At 63.1% G+C, this 25,627-nt stretch carries 23 protein-coding genes and 1 pseudogene; 9 read left to right on the top strand and 15 right to left on the bottom strand.

Annotated features, from left to right (window positions below; translation table 11 throughout):
• Positions 1–146 precede the first annotated feature (146 nt).
• The 3 genes and pseudogenes from AB4Y42_RS08780 to AB4Y42_RS08770 form a co-directional block, all read right to left on the bottom strand.
• Positions 147–2,471, bottom strand: a complete 2,325-nt coding sequence (locus AB4Y42_RS08780) for a PAS domain S-box protein (protein WP_368693994.1) — start codon at positions 2,469–2,471, stop codon at positions 147–149.
• Between the two features lie 227 nt (positions 2,472–2,698).
• Entirely contained in the window at positions 2,699–3,196 is a 498-nt protein-coding gene (locus tag AB4Y42_RS08775; protein ID WP_368690423.1) for a GNAT family N-acetyltransferase, read from the bottom strand.
• A gap of 164 nt (positions 3,197–3,360) precedes the next feature.
• Positions 3,361–4,297, bottom strand: a pseudogene (locus AB4Y42_RS08770) (alcohol dehydrogenase catalytic domain-containing protein).
• A gap of 647 nt (positions 4,298–4,944) precedes the next feature.
• Between AB4Y42_RS08770 and AB4Y42_RS08765 the strand changes: the two are divergent.
• The 6 genes from AB4Y42_RS08765 (at position 4,945) to AB4Y42_RS08740 (ending at position 9,935) form a co-directional block, all read left to right on the top strand.
• Positions 4,945–5,286: a response regulator gene (locus AB4Y42_RS08765; RefSeq protein WP_368693958.1), complete on the top strand. Its 342-nt coding sequence runs from the start codon at positions 4,945–4,947 to the stop codon at positions 5,284–5,286.
• A gap of 140 nt (positions 5,287–5,426) precedes the next feature.
• Positions 5,427–6,191 (top strand): inositol monophosphatase family protein, encoded by a 765-nt coding sequence (locus AB4Y42_RS08760; protein ID WP_368693957.1) that lies wholly within the window; start codon positions 5,427–5,429, stop codon positions 6,189–6,191.
• 138 nt (positions 6,192–6,329) lie between these two features.
• Positions 6,330–6,503, top strand: a complete 174-nt coding sequence (locus AB4Y42_RS08755) for a hypothetical protein (protein WP_368693956.1) — start codon at positions 6,330–6,332, stop codon at positions 6,501–6,503.
• A 283-nt stretch (positions 6,504–6,786) separates the two neighbouring features.
• Positions 6,787–8,454, top strand: a complete 1,668-nt coding sequence (locus AB4Y42_RS08750) for a phospholipase C (RefSeq protein WP_368690580.1) — start codon at positions 6,787–6,789, stop codon at positions 8,452–8,454.
• Positions 8,455–8,972: 518 nt separating this feature from the next.
• Entirely contained in the window at positions 8,973–9,425 is a 453-nt protein-coding gene (locus tag AB4Y42_RS08745) for a nuclear transport factor 2 family protein (RefSeq protein WP_368690420.1), read from the top strand.
• A 9-nt stretch (positions 9,426–9,434) separates the two neighbouring features.
• On the top strand, positions 9,435–9,935 hold the full coding sequence (locus AB4Y42_RS08740) for an FAD-dependent oxidoreductase (protein ID WP_368690579.1): 501 nt from the start codon (positions 9,435–9,437) through the stop codon (positions 9,933–9,935).
• Positions 9,936–10,039: 104 nt separating this feature from the next.
• On the opposite strand, the gene AB4Y42_RS08735 is transcribed toward AB4Y42_RS08740, so the two are convergent.
• The 3 genes from AB4Y42_RS08735 to AB4Y42_RS08725 form a co-directional block, all read right to left on the bottom strand.
• Positions 10,040–10,513 carry a DUF3224 domain-containing protein gene (locus AB4Y42_RS08735; RefSeq protein WP_368690419.1) on the bottom strand — a complete coding sequence of 158 codons (474 nt, stop codon included), beginning with the start codon at positions 10,511–10,513 and terminating at the stop codon, positions 10,040–10,042.
• A gap of 822 nt (positions 10,514–11,335) precedes the next feature.
• The gene (locus AB4Y42_RS08730; protein ID WP_368693955.1) at positions 11,336–11,503 is read right to left on the bottom strand and encodes a hypothetical protein; all 168 of its coding nucleotides are present in this window, start codon (positions 11,501–11,503) and stop codon (positions 11,336–11,338) included.
• A gap of 364 nt (positions 11,504–11,867) precedes the next feature.
• A complete protein-coding gene (locus AB4Y42_RS08725) occupies positions 11,868–12,110 on the bottom strand; it encodes a hypothetical protein (RefSeq protein WP_368690417.1) in 243 nt (80 codons plus the stop codon).
• Between the two features lie 366 nt (positions 12,111–12,476).
• Here AB4Y42_RS08725 and AB4Y42_RS08720 point away from each other — a divergent pair, with 366 nt between their 5' ends.
• The gene (locus tag AB4Y42_RS08720) at positions 12,477–12,869 is read left to right on the top strand and encodes a hypothetical protein (RefSeq protein WP_368690596.1); all 393 of its coding nucleotides are present in this window, start codon (positions 12,477–12,479) and stop codon (positions 12,867–12,869) included.
• A gap of 131 nt (positions 12,870–13,000) precedes the next feature.
• Here AB4Y42_RS08720 and AB4Y42_RS08715 read toward each other — a convergent pair whose 3' ends face one another.
• Positions 13,001–13,780: an alpha/beta hydrolase gene (locus AB4Y42_RS08715; RefSeq protein WP_368690416.1), complete on the bottom strand. Its 780-nt coding sequence runs from the start codon at positions 13,778–13,780 to the stop codon at positions 13,001–13,003.
• A gap of 346 nt (positions 13,781–14,126) precedes the next feature.
• Here AB4Y42_RS08715 and AB4Y42_RS08710 point away from each other — a divergent pair, with 346 nt between their 5' ends.
• Positions 14,127–14,480, top strand: coding sequence for a DUF4148 domain-containing protein (locus AB4Y42_RS08710; RefSeq protein WP_368690415.1), 354 nt, complete (start codon positions 14,127–14,129; stop codon positions 14,478–14,480).
• 18 nt (positions 14,481–14,498) lie between these two features.
• On the opposite strand, the gene AB4Y42_RS08705 is transcribed toward AB4Y42_RS08710, so the two are convergent.
• The 6 genes from AB4Y42_RS08705 to AB4Y42_RS08680 all read right to left on the bottom strand — a co-directional run bounded on the left by AB4Y42_RS08705 (position 14,499) and on the right by AB4Y42_RS08680 (position 21,678).
• Positions 14,499–16,091, bottom strand: coding sequence for a TolC family protein (locus AB4Y42_RS08705; protein WP_368693954.1), 1,593 nt, complete (start codon positions 16,089–16,091; stop codon positions 14,499–14,501).
• A complete protein-coding gene (locus AB4Y42_RS08700) occupies positions 16,078–18,114 on the bottom strand; it encodes an FUSC family protein (protein ID WP_368693953.1) in 2,037 nt (678 codons plus the stop codon). The genes AB4Y42_RS08705 and AB4Y42_RS08700 overlap by 14 nt, the downstream gene beginning before the upstream one ends.
• Positions 18,095–19,147, bottom strand: coding sequence for a multidrug transporter subunit MdtN (gene mdtN, locus AB4Y42_RS08695; RefSeq protein ID WP_368690412.1), 1,053 nt, complete (start codon positions 19,145–19,147; stop codon positions 18,095–18,097). The genes AB4Y42_RS08700 and mdtN overlap by 20 nt, the downstream gene beginning before the upstream one ends.
• Position 19,148: 1 nt before the next feature.
• Positions 19,149–19,436, bottom strand: coding sequence for a hypothetical protein (locus AB4Y42_RS08690; RefSeq protein ID WP_368693952.1), 288 nt, complete (start codon positions 19,434–19,436; stop codon positions 19,149–19,151).
• 161 nt (positions 19,437–19,597) lie between these two features.
• The gene (locus AB4Y42_RS08685; RefSeq protein WP_368690410.1) at positions 19,598–21,004 is read right to left on the bottom strand and encodes a heavy metal sensor histidine kinase; all 1,407 of its coding nucleotides are present in this window, start codon (positions 21,002–21,004) and stop codon (positions 19,598–19,600) included.
• A complete protein-coding gene (locus tag AB4Y42_RS08680) occupies positions 21,001–21,678 on the bottom strand; it encodes a heavy metal response regulator transcription factor (protein ID WP_368690409.1) in 678 nt (225 codons plus the stop codon). The genes AB4Y42_RS08685 and AB4Y42_RS08680 overlap by 4 nt, the downstream gene beginning before the upstream one ends.
• A gap of 320 nt (positions 21,679–21,998) precedes the next feature.
• On the opposite strand from AB4Y42_RS08680, the gene AB4Y42_RS08675 reads away from it, so the two are divergent.
• On the top strand, positions 21,999–23,714 hold the full coding sequence (locus AB4Y42_RS08675) for an alpha-keto acid decarboxylase family protein (protein ID WP_368693951.1): 1,716 nt from the start codon (positions 21,999–22,001) through the stop codon (positions 23,712–23,714).
• An 80-nt stretch (positions 23,715–23,794) separates the two neighbouring features.
• Here the strand turns inward: AB4Y42_RS08675 and denD are convergent, their stop codons facing one another.
• Positions 23,795–24,784, bottom strand: coding sequence for a D-erythronate dehydrogenase (gene denD, locus AB4Y42_RS08670; protein WP_368693950.1), 990 nt, complete (start codon positions 24,782–24,784; stop codon positions 23,795–23,797).
• Between the two features lie 50 nt (positions 24,785–24,834).
• Positions 24,835–25,623, bottom strand: coding sequence for a 2-oxo-tetronate isomerase (gene otnI / locus AB4Y42_RS08665; protein WP_368693949.1), 789 nt, complete (start codon positions 25,621–25,623; stop codon positions 24,835–24,837).
• Positions 25,624–25,627: the final 4 nt, after the last annotated feature.

The following is a 25,627-nucleotide window of genomic DNA, read 5'->3' as shown; positions in this document are numbered from 1 at the left end:
ACCACCGGCGCTGGGCGTCATGGGCGCCCCGGCCGCATTACCCGAATGCGGTCAGCGCAGAGCGTTCAGCTACGCGCGTTGGCCGGCTCGGCCGATCACCGCCGTGCGGCCACGCGTTCGGTCGGTCGTTCGACCATTCCGTTCGCTCATCCTGCACTGGCCGACTCAATGAGATCGCACAATTGCTCTGCCGAGAATGGTTTGCGCACGGAGGCGAACCCAAAGCCCACATCGCAGGCGGGCGGCGCCTCTGCGCCCGACGCAAAGATGACTTTCAGCGCCGGCACCCGCTGAAGTGCAAGCCGGGCGAGTTCGACGCCCGACCCGTCGGGTAGCGCGATATCGGTGACAAGGATCTGCACGCGTTCCGTCACCTCGCGCAGGGCGGATTCCCGACTACCCGCCTGCCGGACGGTGTAGCCCATCTGCGAGAGCAGTTCGCTCACTGCTTCGCGAGAAGGCGTGTCATCGTCGACTACCAGTATGGAAACTCGCCGCGCGCCCGCATTGGGTGCACTGCGCGGTGCGGGAGGAATTGAAGCTGGGCGATTTCCCAGCATGCGTCGTATTTTCCTTGCCAGCTGTTCGCGGCTGTACGGCTTGCTGAGCAAATGCACCCCTGGGTCAAGCCGTCCTCCATGGACGATGGCGTTCTGTGTGTAACCCGAAGTAAAGAGCACCTTCAGGCCCGGCAAGACACGCACCGCCATTTTTGCCATTTCGGTGCTACGCATCGACCCCGGCATCACCACGTCGGAAAACAACAGGTCGATCCTGGCGCCGCTGCGGATGATCACCATGGCGCCTTGTGCGTCATCCGCCTTCAGTACAACGTAACCAAGCTCGGTGAGCATCTCGATCACGGTGGACTGAACACGCTTGTCGTCTTCGACCACGAGAATGGTTTCTGAGCCACCCGGAACCAGGGGTGTCTGTGGAGGCTCCAGCTCGACAACCTCTTCCGTCGATCGCGGCAGGTAGATCTTGATCGTGGTCCCGTGTCCGACCTCGCTGTAGATCCGCATGTGGCCTCTACTCTGCTTGACGAAGCCGTAGGCCATGCTCAGTCCCAGTCCCGTACCTTCCCCTTCGGCCTTGGTGCTGAAATACGGTTCGAACGCATGCTCCATCACTTCTGGCGGCATGCCCGTGCCTGTGTCCGTAATCGCAAGCAGCACATACTGCCCCTCGGCGACATCGTCAGGAAGCACGTGATACTGGCTGTCGAGCGTTGTGTTCGACAACTCAAGTGTCAGCTGACCGCCCCGGGGCATCGCGTCGCGGCTGTTTATGGCGAGGTTGAGTACGACATTCTCCAGGTGGTTGGGGTCGACGAGCGTGTTCCAGAGACCACCCGAGACCACTGTTTCCACCTGAATCATTTCGCCGAGCGCCCGCCGCAGCATGTCGTCCATATTCCTGAGCATGACAGCCAGGTTGACCACTGCGGGCTGCAACGCTTGCCGCCGACCAAACGCAAGCAGTTGTGAGGCGAGGGTTGCGCCTTGTTCGGTCGCCTCGATTGCCTTTTCGAGGCGCTCGCGAGACCAGGTATCGCGGTGGCGGCGCTCCAGCAACTCGAGATTGCCACGCAGCACCTGAAGGACGTTGTTGAAGTCGTGCGCGACTCCGCCGGTCAGCTTGCCAATGGCTTCCATTTTCTGCGACTGCAGCAATGCTGCCCGCGCCTTATCCAGCTGTTCCTGGGCAACCTTGCGCTCGGTCACATCGCGTGTGATCTTGGCGAAGCCAACGAGTTTGCCGTCCTCATCCCGAATCGCATCGATGATGGCGTTGGCCCAGAAACGACTTCCGTCTTTCCTGACGCGCCATCCTTCCGCTTCGAAGCGGCCCTCACGCGCGGCGATCTCGAGACCGCGTTCGGGTAGCCCCTTCGCAGCGTCTTCGGGCGTATAGAACTGCCGCAAGTGCGTCCCGATGATTTCGTCCGCCTCGTAGCCCTTGATTCTGGCAGCGCCGAGATTCCAGTTCGTAACAATGCCCTCTGGCGAGAGCATGAAGAGGGCGTAGTCGGTAACGCCCTGGACGAGGAGCCTGAACTTGCGCTCGCTTTCGAGCACGGCTTCGTGGGCCAGCCGCTTGTCCGTGACATCCCGGACGATCTTTGCGAAGCCTTTCAAACTGCCGTCCGGTGCCGAAAGCGGTGTAACCAGGACATTTGCCCAAAAACGTGAGCCGTCCTTGCGCAAACGCCAGCCCTCGGTCTCGCAGTGACCGTGCTCACGAGCAGATTGCAGCATCGCCTCAGGTACGCCGGCTTCCCTGTCCTCGGTGGCGTAGAAAACCGAGAAGTGCTTGCCGATTATCTCCGTGGCATCGTAACCGTTGATGCGCGCCGCGCCTGGATTCCAGGTGGCGACGATTCCACCATCGGTCAGACGGAAGATCCCGTACTCCGGGACGCGGGCAACCAGCGCCGATTCCCAGGCAACGGCTGCGTCGCCGGACAGGGGCTGGGAGATGTGATCCTCCACTATCGCGACTCCCCGTGCGACTCCCGGCACCTCCCACAAAACGCAGCATTCAACCCCGCGTCAAAAGTGACTTTCAGCATGGTCCCCTCACGATGGACTTCCGGCAGCCTGCCCCAGGAGCAGACGAACACAGCAATTTCCGAACCTTGATTGCCGGCATCAGTACAGGAGGCAGAAAGGCGCAGAAGAGACGACGCGCGGCGCTAGGTGCCGGATTGCGTTTGCGTGACCAACGGCAGTGCCTTGCTGAAACATCGGGCATCACCCATCCTGACATATTCTCCGTATGGCTCAATGCTTCGATATCCATGGCGTCCATAGAATGCGATGGAGCGCCGGTTTGCCGCCCTCGTCTGCAAAACGACGCAACGAAATCCCAATGTGACGGCAATGCGCTCCAGATAATGCAGAATTGCGGAGCCCGCGCCCGGCCATTCAGGACGTCGGTAGATTCGCTTCAGTTCGGCCACTTCGAATGAAAAGCGCCGGACAGCTCCACAACCCATTGCTTCTCCCTTTGCGGTGCGAGCCACGACGAACGCACCGCGGGGCGATGTCGCCTCTTCCACACGAAATCGCGTCTGCGCGCCGTCTCCGCTGTAGAGTGCGACCATGGCACTGACCTCGTCGAGAAGAAGGCTCGCGTCGAGTGAACGCGGGTCTTCCCGGCGCACGATGGCAAGGACTGACGACTCCTTCATTCTGGCCCCCTCCTTACAGCCGGATTGGCACGTTCAACGCGAAAAATTCGCTCGTGCTTAACTATTACTTGTGGTTTTCGCACCTGTCGTGCCTGCGGGCCTCACGGGAGCGAACGGAGGCCAGACAGGTGACCCGCTCGACAGGCTCGTGCGCGCCGCAAGCGTCACGGCTCCAGCTTGACCTTGATCCAGCCCGGCTCCGGCGCATCGAAAGCGCGATAGGCGTCGAGGGCCTGGGTAAGGGGTTCCCGCTGGGTAAGCACGCCAAGCGGATCAAATCCGCGTTCGCGCACGAGCTGGACGAGTTTCGGCACGATCATCCGGTGGTTGCAATTCCCCAGCTTGAGCGTGAGGTTGCGGTTCATCGCCTCACCGATCGGGAAGAAGCGGTCATTTGGCGGATACACCCCGATGACCCCTATCGTGCCTGCCTTCGCCACCGTTTTCATGGCCCATTGCAGGGCTTGGGAAGGGCCGTTACCTGGCTGCCACGCGCTGCCTTGCGAATGGCCGCGTCCCCTTGTGATTTCGTGCACTTCCTCGTCGAACTGGGCGGCTGTCGCGTCGTCCTTGCCATCGCTGGCGCCGCTCGCCCGGATCGCGTCGACGCCCACTGCGTCGATCACACGATCGGCGCCGATACCCGCGGTGAGTTCCGTGAGCGCCTCAACGGGGTCCTCGTCCTCGAAGTTCACCGCCTCCGCACCCAGGGCACGAGCCATGTCCAGACGCGAGGCGACGCGGTCCACGGCGAAAATTCGGCCGGCACCCATGAGGCGCGCGCTAGCGATGGCGAAGAGTATAGTCCGCGCGGCAATAAGAGCATGCGCCACAGGAAATGGTGGATGGAATGAGCACACGCGAGCCACGGCGCAGATTGCGTACGCCCGACCCCACTTCTTCGACAATACCCACGCCCTCGTGACCAAGCACAGTGCCCGGCTTCATGCCGCCTAACGTGCCGCGTACCATGTGCAGATCGGTTCCGCAGATTGCGCTCGACGTGATGCGCACGATGGCGTCCGTGGGTTGTTGAATAGCCGGGTCCGGGACAGTGTCGAGCCGGATGTCACCGATGTCATGAAAAACCACCGCTTTCATAGCATGCTCCTGTTCGTTTCAGTGCCCGACGCAAATATGCGCAACAGTGCACTCATGAAATGTGCCCACACTGGACGGGTAGAAAAGAGCCAGCAGTCGGCTCGTCATTGTGTAGAGCGCCGCACTTCGATCATGCGTGCACGTTGCGCACCGTGCAGCGGCATTTCAGCGAACCCCGGAGTCGTGAAGCGCACCGCCCGTTCCCGTGTTAACGACACGCTGGATTGGCCGCCGCGTTCTCCCGACGCCTTTCGGCATGACGCGTGGGCGTGGAGGCTGAATGCCGGCTGGAATCCGGTCGATGATGCTGCCGGGCGTTGGAGGGTTGGATAGGGGGAAGGATGAATGGATCGCCCTTAGGCGTGGTTTGAGCGCTGCGACCACTTCGTGGACGTTACCGCGAGAGAAAAACATCTCCGCCAAAGATTGGCTGGCATGCAACCGGCTCCATCAGCGTCGCGACGGCTTGTTGTGGTTCGCTATCCTTAACGCTGACCGTGAGTCGAGAAGCCGGTTGAGTTGGCGAGAGTTCGGCGAAAATTCTGTCCGTGGATACTCCGGCTCCGCCAATGGCGCGGGTTCATGAATGAACGGGGGCAGGAACAGAATATGCGGCAGCCGGCTCACCTGAGGTTAGGGTGAACGGTATGACTCGCGTACTACTGGTCGACGACGACACATCCAAACGGGACGCCCTGGGCGCAGTCCTTGACGTTGCAGGCTACGAGATCGTTGCCGCACGAAACGGGCGTGACGCCTTGGGCATTCTTCCCGGCGCCCGTCCCCGGGGCATCGTTTCTGACGTAACGATGCCGTTCATCGATGGCGTCGAAATGGTTCGCAGAATCAGAGCCATACCGGAATTCGAGCAGATGCCGGTCATTCCTATGTCCGCGCATGCGACTGTTCCGGTTCAGTGTTGTGGCGCTCATGCAGTTGCAGCGCGCACATCATTCCGGAACGTCGATACACGGATCCCGTCAGCATGAGTAGCGTGCGAACCACCTTGTCGCGCGACGTCCCAAGGCGCGTTCAAGCCAGCAGGGAGCTTCGCCGTGCAACGTCTTCGCGTTGCACACATGCTCGATGGACACGGTCGGTGCGTTGCTGTGAAGTGAAGGAATCGAACATGTCGCCGATGGACGCCTGCACGCTTCTCGAACTGCTCGGAAATGAAGCCCGTACGCTCGCCCTGAAGTATTTCAGGACGAAGTTCGAAGTCTCCGCGAAGTCCGACGACACGCCCGTCACGGTAGCGGACCGCGAGATTGAACGACGTCTCCGGGAACACATCCTTTCACGGTATCCATCGCACAGCATTGTGGGGGAAGAGGAAGGTGGAGAGTCTGGGGATGGCACAACCTGGGTGATCGACCCCATCGACGGCACAAAAAGCTTCGTAGCGGGCCTGCCGCTGTTCGGCACACTCGTAGCGGTGCTTGAAGAACGACTTTCCCGCTACGGCATGATTGAAGTCCCCGTACTACGCGAGCGCTGGATAGGCGACGGTAATCGCACCGTTCTGAACGGCATACCGTGCAGTGTCAGTGCGTGTACCCAATTGCGGGATGCGCGGCTCTGCGCAACGGACCCGCAGATCTTCGCCGGCAGAGCTTCAGCAGCCTTTTCGACCTTGTCGCGCTCTGTTTCGGTCACACGGTTTGGCACCGACTGTTACGGCTATGCCTTGCTTGCCTCCGGATACATTGACCTTGTTGTGGAAGCTGAACTGGAAATGTTCGATGTCATGGCGCTGATACCCGTCGTCGAGGGCGCGGGCGGCGTCGTGACGACATGGTCAGGTCATCCTGTCGATAGACGTTTTGATGGCACGGTCATCGCGGCGGCGACTCCATTGCTCCACGCCGAAGCGCTTCGACTCCTCGGCCAATGATTGCCTCGAGCAGGTGCACCGTCTCCAACAACAGCGAAACCGCAGCGGCAGCGTGTTCCAGGCGCCCCGGCCGCCGCCGGGTACGGCGGCCGGATAACAGCGCAACTGTCGTGATAGCTCGGCACAACGGAGTACCGCTTGCAGAACAGCGTGCGTTGCTCGCATGCATCTGCGCTGAATATCGCATGCCCCGGTGTACCTCATTTAACGATGCTCGTTCTTGATGCCTGGGAAGCAAGAATTTCGCGGCATATGGAAGTGCTGGTGTGGTTCATCGACGTCACGGCGGAACTGCAGAGCGTCTTGTGCTGAGGCAATCGGACCTTTCGGCCTGCTCGCCTCCCAGCGGCAGGCTGACGCCTGGTGCGGCCGGGCTGGCCGATGATATTGCGGGGTGGGCATTCATCGCTGGCGCCGCTCGATGAGGTGCTCAGCCGAACCGTGGCTCGCAGAGACGACGGTGCCTGGCCAGTCTGTCCTGGACCTCAGACCAGAAGTGTCTCCCCCGCTCCGGGCCAGCCGCCCCGCATCGCCTGCACGGCAGGTGGGAACCTCCATTGCTCAATCAAGAAGCAAAACCTGCCAGGAGTCGTATATGCGTTGGCGTCATCTAGCACGTGGTCTGCTCATAGCGGCGGCATTGTCATTCTCAGTTGCGTGGAGTGCGGGCGACAACGATCAGACGAATCGGCCATATGACCTACATACCGCCACCCCGATCAGGCATCTGGTTGTGATCTATAGCGAGAACGTTTCGTTCGATCATTACTTCGCGACCTATCCATATGCGGCGAATCCTTCTGATGAACCGCCGTTCAACGCGCGACCCGGCACGCCCAAAGTGAATGGCCTTTCGCACACCCTGCTCTACAGAAATCCGAATGCCGCGAATCCAGCCAATGGTGCGGGCGCGTCGAACCCGTTTCGTATTGATCGTACGCAGCCGGTCACCGCTGACCAGAGGCACGCGTACGCAGCGGAACAACAAGCCTACGACAACGGTGCGGTCGACCTCTTTCCGCGCTACACGGGTAACGGTACGAACGACGGGATAGCCGAAAAGCCTGGCGAGGTGATGGGCTACTACGACGGCAATACGGTCACTGCGCTATGGAATTACGCGCAGCGCTTCGCGATGAGCGACAACGCATGGACATCGACCTATGGCCCCTCGACGCCGGGTGCCCTGGAGGTGGTCTCCGGTCAAACCAACGGCGTGAAGCCCGTGCGCACGACGAAACAGCCGTCGGCCCCGGGCTCCTACTACGTGAACGACGGACAGGGCGGCTTCACGCTGATCGACGACGTCGACCCTGCCTTCGACCAATGCTCGAGCCAGCGCGACACCGTCCTCATGACGGGCCGAAATATCGGCGACCTCCTGAATGCCCGCAATATCTCGTGGGGCGGCTTCATGGGCGGCTTCAATCTCGAGACCGTGAACAGCAACGGCACGACCGGGTGCAGGCGCAGCACGCTATCGGCAGTCGTCGGTGCGGCCACGGCGGACTACATCCCACACCATAACTGGTTCCAGTATTACGCGTCGACGTCGAACCCGAAGCATCTGCGCCCGAGTTCGATCGAGGCGATCGGGCATACGCTGGAAAGAGATGGCCGAACTCCGGACCCCGCCAATCATCAGTACGATTGCGACGACTTCTTTGCCGCGGTGAGCGCCGGGAACTTTCCGGCCGTGAGCTTTCTCAAGGCCCCCGCATACCAGGACGGTCATGCGGGCTATTCAGATCCGCTCGACGAACAGGTATTCATCACCCAGGTCGTCAACTTCCTGGAGCGCCAGCCGGACTGGACCAGCACCGCCATCGTCGTAACGTGGGATGACTCGGATGGCTGGTACGACCATGCGTACGCGTCGCCGACGAGCGCGTCATACGATTCGGTCGCCGACCGCCTGAACGGCCAGGGAAAGTGCGGTACCGGCCCGGCGCAGGATGGCTTGAACGGTAAGCCCGTGAACGGTCGCTGCGGCCCGGGCGCACGCATTCCGTTTCTCGTCATTTCACCCTGGGCAAAGGAGAATTACGTCGACCATACGTTAATCGACCAGTCGTCGATCGTTCGCTTCATCGAGGACAACTGGCTCGACGGAGAACGCATCGGCGGCGGATCGTTCGACAGCAAGGCAGGCAGCATCATGGGCATGTTCGATTTCAGCCGCGACGGCGAAGCCCTCTCTCAACGCAGGCTGTTCCTGGATCCGCAGACGGGACTTCAGGTCAACAAGCCTCAGAAGACCTAACGTCAGAATGCGGCGGATCTCCACACGACGGTAGGCATGCGCATGCTTTCGCCCAAAGTTCCGGTGTCCGTAGCGACGCATCTTCGTTACCTGCGGGCATCGCCGGCCCTGAACAGCGCGTCATCGCCCGGCAAGGGCGACTAGCGCCGCCAGAACGCGGGTCAATGCTGGCAAGAAAAGAACTCGAAGGGCCGGCATCTGCCAGGCGCGTCTGGACTGACGTGCGAGTCAGCGCGCACTCAAACCAGCCAAGCTTTGTGAGAGCTGCTTCGTGATACATGCGCGGGATCAAATGTCTCCGGCGTCAGGTACGCGTTCCACACCTTTCCTTGCAGTGAGAGTCGCGGCTGGCAGGATCAGATGATGCGCGCCTCCTTGAATTGCGGCGAGAAGCGAAAATCAGGCCCTTGCAGCCTGCTCCGCGCGCCGCAGGTGCCGGAACGAGGCACGCGTGGCGATCATTGATCAACGCTAGCTGACACGCACCTCGTGGGGGCGCCGCTCAATCGGAGTTCACGATGACTGACATTCTGAATCGAACAGACCTGCCGCCCGATGTGGCCGCAGAGGTCGAACGCATCTATCGGCAATGGGACCGCGCATGGTCGACCGACGATCTCGACGCGATGATCGCGCTCTATGCACCGGAGGCAATCCTCGAAAGCCCACTCGTTCCTCACCTGCTCGGCGGCAGCGACGGTGTCCTTGAAGGGCGCGAGCGAATCCGTTCACTGCTTGACAGCGCGGCGCCACGCAAACCTGATGCCCGCTCGTTCCATCGCGACGGTTATTTTACGAATGGACGCCGGCTGATATGGGAATATCCGCGTGCGACGCCCCACGGCGAGCAAATGGACTTTGTTGAAGCGATGGACATTGAGAACGGCCGGATCAGTCGCCATCGCGTGTATTGGGGCTGGCGCGGCGTCGAAGTGATCAAGGCTGACGCGTATTACAAGGGGCGCCGCTAGCGGGCCCGAATCACTTTCCCTGAGAGCGACCTTGAACGTCCTCCATTAAAGCTTTTTCTTGCTGACCAGGGCATGCGCACCCGCATCGTCGATGCCGCACCGCAGGCTGCCACCGAATCGCGCGCACAGGTCGTCAATCCCCGCGCGCTCGAACTGCTGGAGTCCACGGGCGTCGCGCAGGCGATGGTCGCGCAAGGGCGCGCCATCCACCGCACGCGCTTTTACGAGGACTGGAAACTGATTGCGGAACTCGAGTTCGCTGGCGCGCATCCGCGCTACGGAATGACGATCCTGTCGCAGGCTCGCAGCGAGGCACTGCTCGCGCAAGCCTTGCGCGAGCGCGGCGTCGTTCCCGAACGCGGCGTGCAATTCGATGCGCTGCGCCAGGAGGCCGACCTCGTCGGCCTCCTGCGTGACAACCTGATACCGGGCCTCACGAAGTTTGGCCCGTCGGCGCACGCCATGGTGGCGTTGCTCACCGGGCTCGATTCGGACGTGCGCCTGCACTGAGCAACCGGGAAATCGGGAGTCCCGGGCTGCAGGCATTTGGCGGCCGATCGCGTGATTAGCGAAATGCTTGACGGAGCCGCGAACATCACGCCTGCAGGGTGAAATCATTCAAACCAGTAGTCCAGCGTTGCCTCGGACTGCTTTCCGAATGCGCCCTCAAAGCCGCCCCTGCCGCGCAATCGGGCAAGCGCGCCGGTCCCCGAGCCGGGCACAACGAACCATGTCGCCGTGATCCTGCCGTTTGCGATATTTTCGGAGCCCTGCAGCACGAAGGTGCCCTTGCGCTCCCCCAGTTTTGCGCGGACTCTCTGCACGCTGACCATACTTGCAGATTGATCGTCGTGTCGAACCTGCAAGGCGCGAGCGTGCGAGTCGCCTTCGATATCTCCGGTAAACGTTTCGTCGATGTTGACCTCTACCAACGCCGGGATCACGGATTCGTCGTAGGGCTTTGCCTCGGATTCCCGTACAGTGACTGTTACCGCCGCGTGGGTGTACGCCGCCGCGCTTGATCCAGTGAAGCCTGCGCCGGTTTCTTTCGCAGTCGCCAGCAATGTATGAGTTCCGCGACGCATCATAGCCCCTTTCCAATGCGGCCGAGTAGCAAAGCGTCGCCCCATTGCCGCACGGTACGAACTCTTTCCGGCTAGCCGTAGTGAGATCGCCATTAGTTGTGCCCTATGCGGGCCTGGAACCGGTCTTGCAACGTCCGTGTGCATTCGTTGAGGGCCATTTCAATAGCGTCACCGTGTCTGGAGACGCGCTCGCGAGCCCACCGGATAGCGGCGCGTTCGGCGTCCCGCTTCGTAGGATGATCAAACGACAGTGCGAATACTGCTTTCGGCGTTTCGATTAACTTCCGCCAGTCTTCCTTGCGGGAGATGCGAGCTGTTGCTGTCCATCCGTCACCGGGTACGTGGTTCGCAACGCATTCCACGAAGTATTCACCCACTGAATACATGGTTAGCTCCTGCATAGCTACCATCTCGCGACACGGGCATGGTCATTGTCCGTTCGAGTTGCTGCCCGCGTTCGTTGCCCTGCTTTCTGTCGTCATCGGCCTCTTCGCGTGCGTATGGTGCTTCCCCAGTGTTTCCTCACGCGATGTGGTCGACCTGGCCGGCACATTCGTGGTTGCCGTTGGCCCAACGACAGCGTTCCCTGGGACGCCTGACGCGTTGCCGTTTCCGGTCCCGCCGCTTGCCGCGTCCGGATTCCGCTGCGCAAGCACGACACCGCTTGAGCCCGTTGCCAACAGAACAGCCGAAATGAAGACCGCCCTACCTGCTTTCATAGGATGTCCTCCCTGACAAAAATATGGCCGAAAAGCAACGCACGCCAGGCCGTTCGAGCGGATGGATTCCGGGACATGGGCCACACGCAACATGCAGGTTAATGTGTCATTCGTCCGGAAGCATGTACTGTCCGGCCTCTGGATCCCTTAGTTCGACCTGGTCGCCAGCCACGAGCAACTCCGCACCCGCCTCGACCGTTTCCTGCAGTTCTTCGTCGCCATCCACAATCAGCGAGATGGGCGCATCTCCTTCGTTGGCGATCCTGACTTTCATCTTCGCGCTCCGTAAAAGGCAACATTTGCCCTTCATCGCTTCGGGGTCTCACGCCGACTGGCGAGGAGCCAGGGACGGAAACGTTCCGATAAATTGAAAACCGCCTATTCCGGCATTGCAGGAAGCGCAGGAATTCAGGCGGGCTGATGACCTCGTCAGCCTTTGTCTAGCATCGCGCATGCCGGCTACGCCGCGATGTCGGCTTCGCGTCGATACGTATTTGTTATCGACCCTGACCATGGTTGCAGAAGCGATGACGCGCGATCCCGCGTCCATTGGACCCAAGCTGAGCCTGCACGCGTGAGGATGGGGCGATACAGGCAATACGCGCTGCGGGGCGAATATTCGCCGGGAGAATTCCGGCTTACCTGTGGCGCACATAGCGAGCGGATACGACGTGACGCTGGTCGATCCATGCAATCGCGAGTTCTGTCGCCTGGACGAGACCGTCATCGGCCTGCGCAAAGTCGCCGTCGACGCCAAGCGTCCTGGCTTCACCCGCATGGTCCGTCACGATGGCAGCCGCCTTACAGCGACCGCTTTCAGCGGGCGTTACAACGGACCGGATCAGCCAACCGCGGTATTCGGTAACGTGTTCGGTTTTCATAGGGTCCCTCGATGGGGAAGCACTTCGGAACAGAATGGCTTCAATGCCGGCCAGTCTCGGGCATCCGTCATGCGCGAGCGCACCAATCGTTGAACTCCGCCGCCCATATTCAGCGTTTGTGGCATTCGCGCCGGCAGTGGCACCGGCCAGAACGCCCCGGCCAGCACCGCTACGCCCTTGTAAGACCTGCAGCCCCGTTGCAACTTGTACCAGCCAGATTCACCGGCCGCACACGGCCGAAGCGACGTGGCATCGTCCGGAGGCTGACGTCGCTCGACTCACCGCTGAAAATACATCCCAAAGGGGTGCGCCTTTCCTCACTGACTGGCACCGCCAGCGCTGCTTGCCGCAGCAGGCGAACTACTCATGCCCGTGCCGCTCTGGGCACTGGTATTGTCGGCGCGTTTGCATCCAGCTGCGGACAGTAGTGCCACCAGCGCCGCAAGCGCAATCCCTGTCATGCTGTGTCTCATCTCATACTCCAATAGCGGTTCCGTAAAAAAAACAGCAACGTTCATGCCGCAGGCGGAGCCATTCAAAGGTACGGCAATTGCTGACAACGCTATCGTCCTTCCAGGCCAAAGCGGCACCAGGGAAGACGTCAGCATCAACAGCGGGAGGTTCGGCACCCACGTGGGAACGTCGGCTGACGCACCCTACCTGGACTGCGTCTACAAGCTCCAGGAATACGCAGGACGGGCGCGTCGCCTTGCGCAGCGCGTCGTGGTCGAAAAGGACGGCGTGGTGCCGCCGATGTGAGGGTGGACCTCACCTCGCAATTTTACGCTCCCCCTTGAGACGCTTCGGGACTGAGTCCTGGCGCAACCGCGCTTTCGGGCGCTGGATTCATCCCGCGAGCGACGGCGACGGTCCGACGCGCGCACGCCGACTCATTGCCCCTGCTGCTGAGCCGCCTGCTCGATCAACGCGGCGACTTCCTTCGGATGCGACTCATAAACCGAATGGCTCGCGCCATCGATTTCCACCGTCTGCGCGTGAGCACGCTTCGCGTACATGCGTTCGAGGTCCGGGTTGATGATCTTGTCCGCCTTCGCGACCAGATAAAACGTCGGCTTGATCTTCCACGCCGGATCCGGGATCTCCGACGCGAATACACCTGCCGCGGTCGGCATTTGTTCATGGGCCTCGAATTCGGCCTGCGCGATCGGAAGGTCGGCGGCGAAATCGCGCGGATAATCGGCGGGTTTCAGGTACAGATAGTCGTCGGCTGTCTTCACGATGTCCTCGTGGGGCGTCGCATTCGGATAACGCTTGCCATTCGAGACTTCGGTCTCGCCGACATCGAGTGCATGCGCGGCAATGTAGACGAGCGACTTCACGTGTGCGTCGTTGCCCGCCTCCGTGATGATGGCGCCGCCGTAGCTATGGCCGACGAGCACGCACGGGCCGTCCAGACTATCGATGACGCGCTTCGTCGCCGTCACGTCGTCCTTGAATGACGTCAGCGGTTCCTGCACGAGCGTCACGTTATAGCCATCCTTTGTGAGAATGTCGTAGACCGGACGCCATCCGGCGCCGCCCACAAACGCGCCATGCACGAGGACGACGTTCTTGACGGGCGCGGCCTGCGCTGTCGTAGCGGCGCCGGCAACCAGGCAAAGCGCCGCTGCTGCATGGGCAACGGCAGATCGGAAAGAAGGGAAAGACATGGCAGCTCCTCGGAATGACGCGATGTGAGTACGAATCGATTGACAACACGGCCAGTCTAGAAAGCCGCCTCGAACGGGAGGGTTACCCGGTCATTACGAAAAAATGACGTGCCGGCGCCGGGGCATCGAATCAAAGGGACGGAAGATTCGTTATTTTCTTGTAATGACTGGGTAACCTTGGCGACCGGATCGCTTACCTACACTGCAACCACGCAGTAACGCCTTGCCTCGCTTAGCCATGTTTCAAGTCGCCCGTTCCTAAGCCTGTCTTCGCGTCCATGCACAGTCGATGCTGCGGCTTTCCTTCCCGACTCATCCGCTCTGCGGGTATATAGGAGTATTGATCATGTCCAGGCTTCTTCTCAGCATTCTCGTCGCAGCTTCTGCGGTCGCCGTCCCGGCATATAGCTTCGCGCAGTCCACTCAACCGCTGACCCGCGCCGAAGTGCGTGCGGATCTCGTGCGTGTCGAGCAAGCCGGCTACAGCCCGGGCCGCGGCGACGACATCGACTATCCGGCTGACATTCAGGCCGCCGAGGCCAAGGTCGCAGCTGCACAATACGCGCAGGATTCGGCGCAACACGACATGGGTGGCGTATCGATGGCGGGCAGCTCGGCTGCGGGTTCGCGTACGCATACGCCCGCACCGTCCACCTGTGTTGGCCCCGCCAGTTATTGCATGACGTATTTTGGCAGCTGAATCGCCGGCGAATTTTATTTAGTGATCCTGTTGAAACGGCTCGCCTTCCATGGACGGCGAGCCGATCTCGCCCGTTGCCAGGGCGAGCGTCGCCGCGGCAGAAAGCGCGGCGCTGTAGCTGTCGGCATAGGCGTTCTGCGCGGCGAGCAGCTGATTCTGCGTGAGGAGCGCATCGGTGATGGTACCGACGCCGTGCCGGAACGCGGCGAACGCCGCATCGTAGGTCGTCTGCGCGGCCTCGACCAGCGCCTTCGCGGCGTCGTTCGAGGCGAGGCTAGTCGAAAGCCCGTTCTGCGCGGCAACGACCTGCCGGACGGCTTCTTGCCTCGTATGGGTCAATTGCGCGGACGCACTGTCCGCATCGTTGCGCGCCTGCATCAATACGGCGGAACGCAAGCCGCCGTCGTACAGGGGAATCGTCACGCCGAGGAAGATGCTGCCGCTGCGGCGGCTGCCGTTCAGGTTCACCGTCGCCGCCTGATCGCCGACCGGGGGAATCGCCGTGATCGACGTCGTGCCGGTGCCATACGCGGCCGCTGCCGAGAGGAAGACCTTCGGCATGAAGGCGGATTCGGCCGCGCGGATCTTCGCCTGTTTGGCTTGTTCCAGCGCATAGGCGCCCTGCACGTCCGGCCGTCGCGCAATCGCATCGGCCACGATCTCATCGACGCTCTGGTGCAACGCCGGCGTGAGCGTACGCGTCGGCAACGGGGCGATCAGCGGTTTCGACAACGGCGAGATACCGAGCGCGGAGACGAGGCTCAGATAGCTGTCGCTCAGCGCGCCGTCCGCCTGCACCTTCAGGAGATTGGCCTGGGCGCGGTTCTGCGTGGCCTGCGCGACCTCGACCACGGTGCCCACGCCCTGCTTTCGCCGTGCGCGCGCGGCGCTGAGAATGCCGTCCGCGTTGTCGAGCGCCTGCTGCGCGGTATGCTCCCGCGCGTTCGCGGCTTCATACGTGTAGTACGCGATGCTCACGTCGTGGATCACGTGCTGGTGAACCGACGTGAAGGCGACGTTCGCCGCCACGGAAAGCTGCTTGGCCGCGTCGAGGTGCGCGCGCCGGCCGCCGAAATCGAATAGCAGCCATTGCAGCGAGAGCACCGAAACCGTGCCGTGAATGTTCGAGTTGGTCGATGTGGTGCCGAGCAGCGGCGTCGACGCCGCGCCGCTCGCCGCCTCGTATCCGCCCATGGCGGTGGCGGTGAGCTGCGGCAAGTAGGCGGTCTTCGCGATGCCCGCTGCGAGCGCCGCATTGCGCGCGTCGTTCCAGGCGATGCGCGTGAGCGGGTTCGTCGACTCCGCGAGATCGATCAGCTCGGGCAGCGTGTACGCGTGGTTCGCATCGAGCGCCGCCGCGGGTTCGATCGAAGCGAGCGCGGCGCTGCGCGGCAACGTGTAGCCCGCCTGCGTCGCCTCGCTGGCACTGCGCGGCGGCCCGGGCACGATGTTGCCGCCGGCGTCCGTCTGCGGCGGCCAGGGGCGGTCCGGCGCGGCAGGTGCAAGATCGATCGACGACGTCGCACAACCCTCGAGTCCCGATATAGCCAATGTGGCAGCCAGCGTGGCGGCCAATACGATGAGCCGGGGCGTCGGTTCAGGGGCGCGCATCGGTCGTCGTCTCCGTGGCCGAAGCTGGGCGTGTGATCTCGGCGATCTGTCGGAACCGCCGGGCGATGACGCTTTGGAGCGCATCGAGCGCGGGGTCGGCCGTGCGGTCCTCCGTGGCCCCGGCGTCTCGCGTCTGCATGTCGGCGGCATGATGTGCGGCTTGCCCCTGCGTGTCGTTGCCGGCAGCGAGGCGCTCGGCGATCTCACCCAGCCGCGACGCGCCCGCGCGCCCTGCCGCCAGGACCAGCGGCGCCTCCAGCGCCTCGATTTCCGCAAGCGCACGCCGCCGGCTCGCCACCCACTCCGGCTCGGGACGCACCCACGAGGGCTCGTAATGGATCAGCCCGACATCCTGGCGCAGTCCACCGTACTGGGCGAGCGCGCCTGCCGCGAGCGCGCGGCGCGTGCGGGCGTCCGCGGCGCGCGCGATGCGGCTCCATTGCGCCACGAGCGTCTTGAACGTCGCGTCGATCCGGCTGGCGATGCTCACCGGCCAGACGCGCGTGAACATCAGATAGATCACGACGTTGCCGATCAGGATGCCGATCACGCGGTCGCGCGCGAGCGTGAGGTCGAATGCGGGCGCCGCGCCCTGGATCACGCACAGGAAGAAGGCGAACGCGATCTGCATGCCCGCGTAGGCGATCCGTGCGGACCCCATCGCCACCCACGCGGCCAGCCAGCCACCGGCGAACACCAGCGCCATCAGCTCGCCCACCGAGGTCAATCGCGGCGTGACGAACACGATCGCCGCCGTGCCGAACAACGCGCCGATGAGACAGCCCGCAATGCGCAGGGTCAGCTTCTCGACGGTTTCGGCCGTGGTGCTGAGCGACACCATATAGCAGGTGATGAAGCACGTATGAATGCCCTGCCAGTCGAGCTGCTGATACAGCACGTAGCAGAACATTGCCGCCGCCGTGGTCTTCAACGCGTAACGGACGTGATCGGGATTCGAGAAGGCGTCGGCGTCGAAAAAGCCGCTGCTTGCAGGAAGCTCGGCGGCTTTTTCGGAAGCCGGAACCGGCGCGGCGGCGCCTTCTGCAGGCGGCACCGCGAAGCCCTCCAGCGCGGCGCGCAGGTCGGCGAGCACGAGCGCTGGCAGCGCGGCTCCCTCGGGCAGGTCCGGCACGTCGAGCGTGACATCCACGGGATAGCCGCCCGCCTCCAGCATCGCGGCCATTTGCGTCATCGTTTCGGCAAGCTGCGCCGTGCATGCGTCGGGCAGGCGCGCGCCGGGCTCGCTCGCGGCAAAATCCGTCGCGACCAGGATCGCCGTCGTGGACGCCGCCGCCTGGCGCAGCGCCGCGCCGTCGGCTGGCACCAACGTGCCTTCGAGCGTCGAGAGCTTGAGCCACGTGAGGATCTGATGGTCGCCCTCGCGCAGGCTCGCTTCGAATGCGGCACGCTCCTCATCGGTCGCAGTGCCCGTGAGGCGGCGCGCAGCGAGCCTCAGGCGCCGCGCAAGCTGCGCGGTAGCAAGCCGGCGCGGCGACGGCGCGATCACGACATTCACGACGATCGCCACGCCGATCGGAATCGCAACCATCAGCCATGCGTACATCAGGCCACGCGTCGCCGCTTCGCCAAGCGGCGCGAGGCCGAGTTCGTCGAGCCCGAAGCCGACGATCATCGCCAGGATCGCGCCGATCGGACGAAGCTTGCTTGCCGACGTGGCGAATAGCAGTCCGAACGACAGGAGCGCCATGCTCGCCACCCGCAGCGGCGGCTGGTCGATCGTGAAGATCGCGAAGATCATCACGATCCCGATGATCACGGTCACCAGCAGCATCAAGGCGAACGACATGACCACGCTCGTCATGCGGTCGGGCCGGTTCAGGAAGAACACGATATAGACGGCCGTCGCGGCATCGGGCGTGCCGTAGCCGACCGTCACGAGCACCGTGAGCGCGCAGATCAGCGCGATGCGTGTGACGATCGCGGCGCGGCCCGGAAACGGCGCGAGCAGCCTGGCGATTTCCCGCGGACCGGGCCGCCTGATGTCAGCGGCAAGACTGGCCATGCCGGACCTCGACGATCGCGCTGGCGCCGATGCGCACCAGCTTGTTGACCGGCGCGTCGATGCGCACGCGAACCGGGAAGCGTTGCGCCACGCGCACCCAGTTCACCGACTGCTGCACGTACGGCAGGCTGCGCGGCAGGTTCACGCGGTCCGTATCCATGATGCCGGCGCCGATGCCGATCACCTTGCCGCTCATCGGCTGTCTGCGGTCGATCATCGAGTACACGGTGGCGCAGTCGCCCACCTCGATGGCGCCGAGCGCCGTCTCGCGGAAGTTCGCCACGGCAAACCATTCGCCCGAGTGAACCAGCGTGAAGATGGACTGGTTCGGCGCGACCGTCTCGCCCGCGAGGATCGTCAGTCCCGTCACGTAGCCTTCGAACGGCGCGCGCACGACCGTGTCGTCGAGCGCGCGCTGCGCGATGGCCAGCGCGGCCTCGCGCGCGTGCAAGGCCGCGATGGCGTCGGTGTCGTCGCCTATCGTCTGCGCCGAGGAGCGCTGCTGCACCTTCGCCTGCGCGAGCGAGACGCTCGCATCGCGCTGCGCCACGACCGCCTGGTCGAGCTGTTGCGTGGACACATAGCCTTGCGCCTCGAGCGGCCGCAGCCGGTCGACACTGCGCGTCGCGAGGTCGTAATTGTGCGTCGCACGACGGGTCTGGTCGGCCGCGATCGTCGCGTTCGAGGTCTCGCCGATCAGCGTGCGGCGGCGCGTGGCGAGCGCGGCGCGCGCCAGCTCGACTTCGGCCTGCGCCTGCGCGACCGCGAGCCGGTACGGCACCGGATCGATTTCGAACAGCACGTCGCCTTTGGCAACATGCTGGTTCTCCTCCACGGGCACGCGTATGATGCGGCCGCCCACGGGGGACGCGACGTGGACGACGTCCGCGTCGATCGACGCGTCGTCGGTAGACGGATAGCGCGACGAGCGCTCGTACGCGTACCAGAGCGCCGCCGCGCCGAGCAGGACGATCACGATGGCGATCGCGCGGCCCTTCCAGGCATGTCGAGGATTCTGGCCGGCCATTTTCATGTCAGAGCTGCCCCGTTCCCCACAGCCAGACGAGCACCCCGGCGACGATGCCGATCGCGGTGCAGACGGACAGCTGGTATGGCACCACGCGAATCCAGCCGGTCGAGATGAACACGCGATGCGCGACGAGCGCGCCCACGATGCCGATCACGGCGCTCACGAGCCAGTACGGAAAGTACGCGCCGAAGAGCGACCAGGACGGCGCGCCGCGGGCCACGCAACCCGCAAGCGGCATGAAAGCCAGGAATGAACAAACGACAGTGAGTCTGGGCCATGTACGTTGTTTCATCGCTTCTTCTACGCTTCATGACTGGGCTTCATGACTGGAATAGATGCTGAATTCCACTCGTACGAACAACCCACGCGCGCATCGACGGGTTGCGTCCCGCATTCCCCAATTCAAGGCAACCCATCATAGCGCGGTTTGTCGAGCCGCCGCCCCTGGGGCGCCTACTGGCCCAGCCGCTCGCGCTGCCGCGGGAACACGAGCGTAAAGCGCGTCACGCCGTTGCTGCTGGACGCTTGCCACGTTCCGCCGTGCAGCAACATGATGCTGCGCACGATCGAAAGCCCTAGCCCGCTGGACTCCGACGAGCGGTGCCGTGACGGATCGGCCCGATAGAAGCGGTCGAAGATCCGTTCGAGATGATGCGGCTCGATCGTCGGCCCGCGATTCTCGACATGGAGCGTCGTCGCCTCCGGTCCTTGCTGCGCCACGGTCGAGATGGCCGTCCCCGGTTCGGCATAGCGCAAGGCATTCGCAAGCAGATTGCCCAGCGCACGGCGCAGCAGATCCGGATCCGCGCATACGTGGCCTTCGCCGCGCCACTCGAGGCTCACGTTGCGGTCCTCCGCGAGACCCTCGAAATACTCCTGCATGCGCTCGAACTCCACGGCGAGCGGCAGGTCCTTGCGCTCGATGGCGTTATCGGCCTGCTCGGTGCGCGCGAGAAACAGCATGTTGTCGATCATCTTCGACAGACGTTGCAATTCCTCGTAATTCGAGCCGAGCAGCCGCTGGTAATACGCGGTGTCGCGCGTCTGGCTCAAGCCGACTTCGGTCTGCCCGAGCAGATTGCCGATGGGCGTGCGCAGGTCATGCGCCATGTCGGCCGACACCTGTTTCAACTGGGTGAACCCGCGCTCCAGCCGGTCGAGCATGCCGTTGAATGCGGCGATCAGTGCGTCGAGTTCGGGCGGCGTGGCGCGCTGCTCGATGCGCGTCGAAAGCGTGCTGACGCCGATCGCCCCGGTTTGCGCCGCGAGCACACGCAACGGCTGCATGTTGCGGCGCGCGAGGACGAAAGCGAGCAAGGCGACGATAGTTGCGCCGGCGGAGGCGAATAGCAGTATCTGGTTCCGATATGCCCGCAGCAATTGCGTGCGCTCGGTCAGCAAGCGGCCGGAGATGATCTGCAGGTCCTGTTTTCCGGCTACGTCGTGCGCCGCAGCGGCGACGTAGATGAACGGCGTCCCATCGGCCGCAACCGTATGCTGGACCGCGCCCAGCGTGAGCGGCATATCCACCGGCACCGGCTTCATGTCCGGCACCGCCCGGTGACCGGGATTCACCGTAATGAGCGGCGCTTCACCCGGAAAGCCCACGATCAGCAGCGATTCCGTATTGCCGAGCATGTTCGCGAAGAGATGGGGCTTGTCGCGTATCAGCTCGCGCACGTCGACATCGTTCATCAGCGTGCGAAGCTGGTCCACGCGCGTCACCAGCGCCGCGTCGTCGCGCACCATCAGTTGCCGCTCCAGCCCGCGATACAGCAAGGTGCCGAGCAACGCCATCGCGGTAAAAACGATGAGCGCGTATAACACCGCAAGGCGCGTGGTGAGCGAAAGCCGCTTCATGCTTCGTACTCGAAACGGTATCCCACGCCGTGAATCGTATGAATCAGACGAATCGGGAACGGGTCGTCGATCTTCTGCCGCAGCCGGCGCACCGCAACATCGACCACGTTGCTATCGCTGTCGAAGTTCATGTCCCAGACGCGCGAAGCGATCAGGGCGCGCGACAGCACCTGACCTTGATGCTCCAGAAAGAACGCCAGCAGGTTGAATTCCTTGTTGGTGAGCGTGAGGCGCACGCCGCCCCGGTCGACTCGCCGCTTCGGCACGTCGACCCGCAGATCCCCGACTTCGAAGACCTGCTCCTCCTGCTTTTGTGGCTGGCCGCGCCGCAGTATGATGCGGATGCGCGCCAGCAACTCGGCAAACGAGAAAGGCTTGACGAGATAATCGTCGGCGCCGAGATCGAGGCCCTTGAGCCGGTCTTCGAGCGTGCCGCGTGCGCTCAGGAATAACACTGGCGTTTTGATGCGGGCACCGAGCTTCTTCATGACGGTCCAGCCGTCCATCTCCGGCATCATCACGTCGAGCAGGATCAGGTCGTAAGCCATCTCCTGTGCGAGGTGCAGCCCGTCGATGCCGTTCGTGGCCACGTCCACCACGTAGCCGGCTTCCGTCAAGCCGTTCTGGATGTACTCGCTGGTCTTGGCTTCGTCTTCGATGACGAGGATTTTCATGGCGTCGATCCCTGCACTCTCATGCGCGTGTCACTGATTCTGTGCTCGTTTTGCGCCCCTATGCCAGCCAGGCGTGATAGCAGTCTAGGCAGTGCGTTCCAACAGGGCCGTTACTCAATCATTACAGAGAAATGACGAAGTGCAGCGTGTTCTCTCCCTGATATTTTTTTGTAATGGCCCGGTCACGCTCTTGTTTTTGCAGGGCGCCTAGACTTCGATTCCGTTGTACCGCATACCGATTTACGCAGCGCCGTTTCCGCGGAGTGCAATGGATCACCGGTACCGCCCCTTCCTCCAATGACCCACCTTAGGAGTCCTCCATGGAAATCACGCAAAACACGGCCAAACTCACCCAACGCATGACGATTGGCGACTTCCTGCTGCGCCGTCTCCAGGAAGCCGGTATTCGTCATTTGTTTGGTGTCCCGGGCGACTACAATCTCACGCTGTTGCAGCAACTCCAGGATAGCGGTGAGCTGGAATGGGTCGGCACGACGGGCGAGTTGACCTCCTCGTATGCTGCGGACGGCTATGCCCGTCTCAATGGCCTCGGCGCGCTGCTCGTCACGAACGGCGTCGGCGCCTTGAGCGCGCTCAACGGTGTGGCGGGCGCCTATGCCGAGCACGTCCCCGTCATCTGCATCAGCGGTTCGATCCCGCTGCGCTCCATCGATCGCGGCCTCGGCATGCATCACACCATGGCCGACGGCAACTTCGACCACTTCCTGCGCGCCTATGCGCCGGTGACGGTCGCCCAGGCGAGGATCACGCCGCGCAACGCCGTCGTCGAGATCGACCGGCTGATCCTCACCGCCTGGCGGGAAAAGCTCCCGGTCTATATGGAACTGCCTTCCGACATCGCTTACCTCGAGATCGAGGTGCCGGCCGCGCCGCTCGTTCCTGCCCACGTTCCGAGCGATCCGGAACGGTTGCAAACGTGCATCGCCGCGCTCGCCCAACAGTTTTCCGCGGCAACCGCACCGGCGATCCTCGTGGATACGGACGCCGACCGGTTCGGCGTCGTCCCCGAACTCGTGGCGCTGGCGGAAAAGCTGCAGGCTCCGGTCGCGGTGATCAACGCCGCCAAGGGCGTGGTCGACGAATCGCACCCGCAATACGTTGGCATCTACGCCGGCAAGGGCAGCGAGCCTGGGGTGCAGGAAACGATCGAGAGCAGCGATTGCCTTCTCGCCGTGGGCTACCGGCCGATCGAAGTGACCACGGGCGATTTCTCGGCAACGCTTCCGGCCCGCACGATCCACGCGCGCGCGCACGCCGTTGACATCGGCGAAGACAACTATCAGGCGGTGACGCTCAAGGAAGTGCTACGGGGCGTGATCGATGCGATCCCGCAGGTGGCGACGCGCGTGCAACGCCCGGTGGATGCGCCCGCCGCACGGATGCACGTCGAGGCTGCCGCGAAGCTGACACAAGCCGCTTACTGGCAGTCTGTCCAGGACTATCTGCGGCCCGGCGACGTCCTGTATGTCGACAATGGCACGTCGTTTTCCCTTCTCGGCCTGAAGCTGCCGCCGGGCTGCACGTTCATCGGTTCGATCAACTGGGGATCGATTGGCTATTCGGTCGGCGCCCTGCTCGGCGCGCTGACTGCGGCCCCTGAGCGCCGCCACGTGCTGCTCATCGGCGATGGTTCGTTCCAGGTCACGGCGCAGGAGTTGTCGACCATTCTGCACCACGATCACAAGCCGGCGATCCTGCTGATCAACAATGGCGGCTACACCATCGAACGCGGCTACCTGGGCAAGACGGAGCCCTATAACGACATTGCGAACTGGGCTTACGCGGAGCTGCCGAAGGTGCTCCATCCCGGCGCCTCCGTGCAGTCGTTCGTGGCAAGGACCTGCGGGGATCTGCAAAACGCCCTCGCCGCGCCGAACGACAAACTGATTTTTGTCGAATCGATCATGGACGCCTGCGATGCACCCGCGCCAATCACGCGCAGCAGCAATCTGGGCGCCGAACTCGACTATGGTCCGCGCGGCCCGCAGCATCGCGAGGGTCTCCAACTGCGGTAAAACGAGAACGCCGCCTCGCAAAGACTCAGGTCTGCGAAGGCGGCGTGTGTTATTTCTCGCGCAAGAAGCCGGGCAGGCAATCAACGCTGCGCAGTCTTCCCACCGAGTTCATCGTCGACGAACGCGCGCACGATATCCTTGAACGACGCGTCGCCTTGCAGGCCAAGCTGGGACGCGCGCGCGATGTCCCACTGCGCGGGCCAGCTGCCGACGATCTTCTCCACACGTTCATCCGCCTTAAATTCGATCCGTGCCGCGACGGCAACGCCCGCGACTTCCCGCAGCGCGGCGATCATCTCGTCGACCGTCACCGAGACGCCCGGCAGATTCACCGTGCGCCGGTTGCCGAGCGCCGCGCCGTCGATCTCGCATCCGGCAATGAGGCATTCGATCGCCTTGCGCGGCGACAGCAGCCACAGCCGCGTCGAACCGCTCACCGGGCACACGGCCGGCTCGCCGTTCAGCGGCTCGCGAATGATGCCGCTGGCAAACGAGGACGCCGCCGCATTCGGTTTGCCCGGCCGCACGCTGATGGTCGGCAGACGCAGCACGCGGCCATCGACGAAACCGCGTCGCGAGAAGTCGTTGAGCAGCAACTCGGCGACGGCCTTTTGCGCGCCATACGACGACTGTGGATTCAAGGCGGTTTCATCGAGGACGACGTCGGGCAGATCGCCGCCATAGACGGCGACCGAACTCGTGAACACGACGCGCGGCCGATGCCCGCGCTCGCGGCACACGTCGAGCAGCAGCCGCGACGCGTCGAGATTGATGCGCATGCCGAGATCGAAGTCCGCTTCCGCCTGGCCGCTGACGATCGCCGCGAGATGGAAAATCGCCGCGGTCCTGTCGTCGACTACACGTTCGAGCACGCTGCGCTCGGCAATGTCCCCGACCTCGACACGCACGCGTTCGTCAGCCGGCCCCGGCGCCGCGACGACGTCGAGCAGCACCAGTTCGGTGATCGGCTCGCGCTGCCCATCTGCGCCCTTCAGTTCGCCGCGTGCGAGCAGTTCGCGCGCGAGACGCTGGCCCAGAAATCCCGCACCGCCCGTGATCAGTACTTTCATGTCGCTGTTGTTCCTCAGTGTGTCCGTCGAATGCGCTCAGGTACTTTCGCTCAGCTACGCGCCTTCACGTACGGCCTGATCCATCCAAGCCCTTCCGAAGTGCCCGCGCGCGGCCGGTATTCGCAACCGATCCAGCCGTCGTAGCCGAGTGCGTCGATCAGCGAGAACAGATACGGGTAGTTCACTTCGCCAAGATCCGGCTCGTGCCGCTCAGGCACGCCGGCAATCTGGATATGCCCGATGCCCTTCATGTCACGCTTGAGCTTGACGGCGAGATCGCCTTCGACAATCTGGCAGTGGTAGAGATCGAACTGCACTTTCAGGTTCGGCGCGCCCACTTCCGCGCAGATGGCCTGCGCGTCGTCTTGCCGGTTCAGAAAGAAGCCGGGAATATCGCGCGTGTTGATCGGCTCGATGACGACGGTGATGCCGTGAGCCTGGGCGGCCTGCGCCGCATAAGCGAGGTTCTTCAGATACACCTCGCGATGCGCGGCGCGCGGTTGCTCCGGCTTGATCAACCCGGCCATCACGTGCAGCTTGTCGTTGCCGAGTACACGCGCGTAGTCGAGTGCGGTCTCGATACTGCGGCGAAACTCGTCCTCGCGGCCCGGCAGCGACGCGGTGCCGCGCTCGTCGGCTGCCCAGTCACCCGGCGGCGCATTGAAGAGCGCCTGGGTGAGGCCGTTGTCGTCGAGACGCTGCTTGATGTCGGCGGCCGGAAACTCATAAGGGAACAGAAACTCCACGGCCTCGAAACCGTCGCGCGCGGCGGCGGCGAAACGGTCGAGAAACGCGTGTTCGTTGTACATCATCGAAAGATTGGCGGCAAAGCGTGGCATCGAA

It is taken from the genome of Paraburkholderia sp. EG286B (assembly GCF_040965655.1).
Lineage (GTDB): Bacteria > Pseudomonadota > Gammaproteobacteria > Burkholderiales > Burkholderiaceae > Paraburkholderia.
The sequence above is the reverse complement of the archived record's forward strand: the minus strand, read 5'-3'. Positions and strand labels throughout refer to the sequence as shown.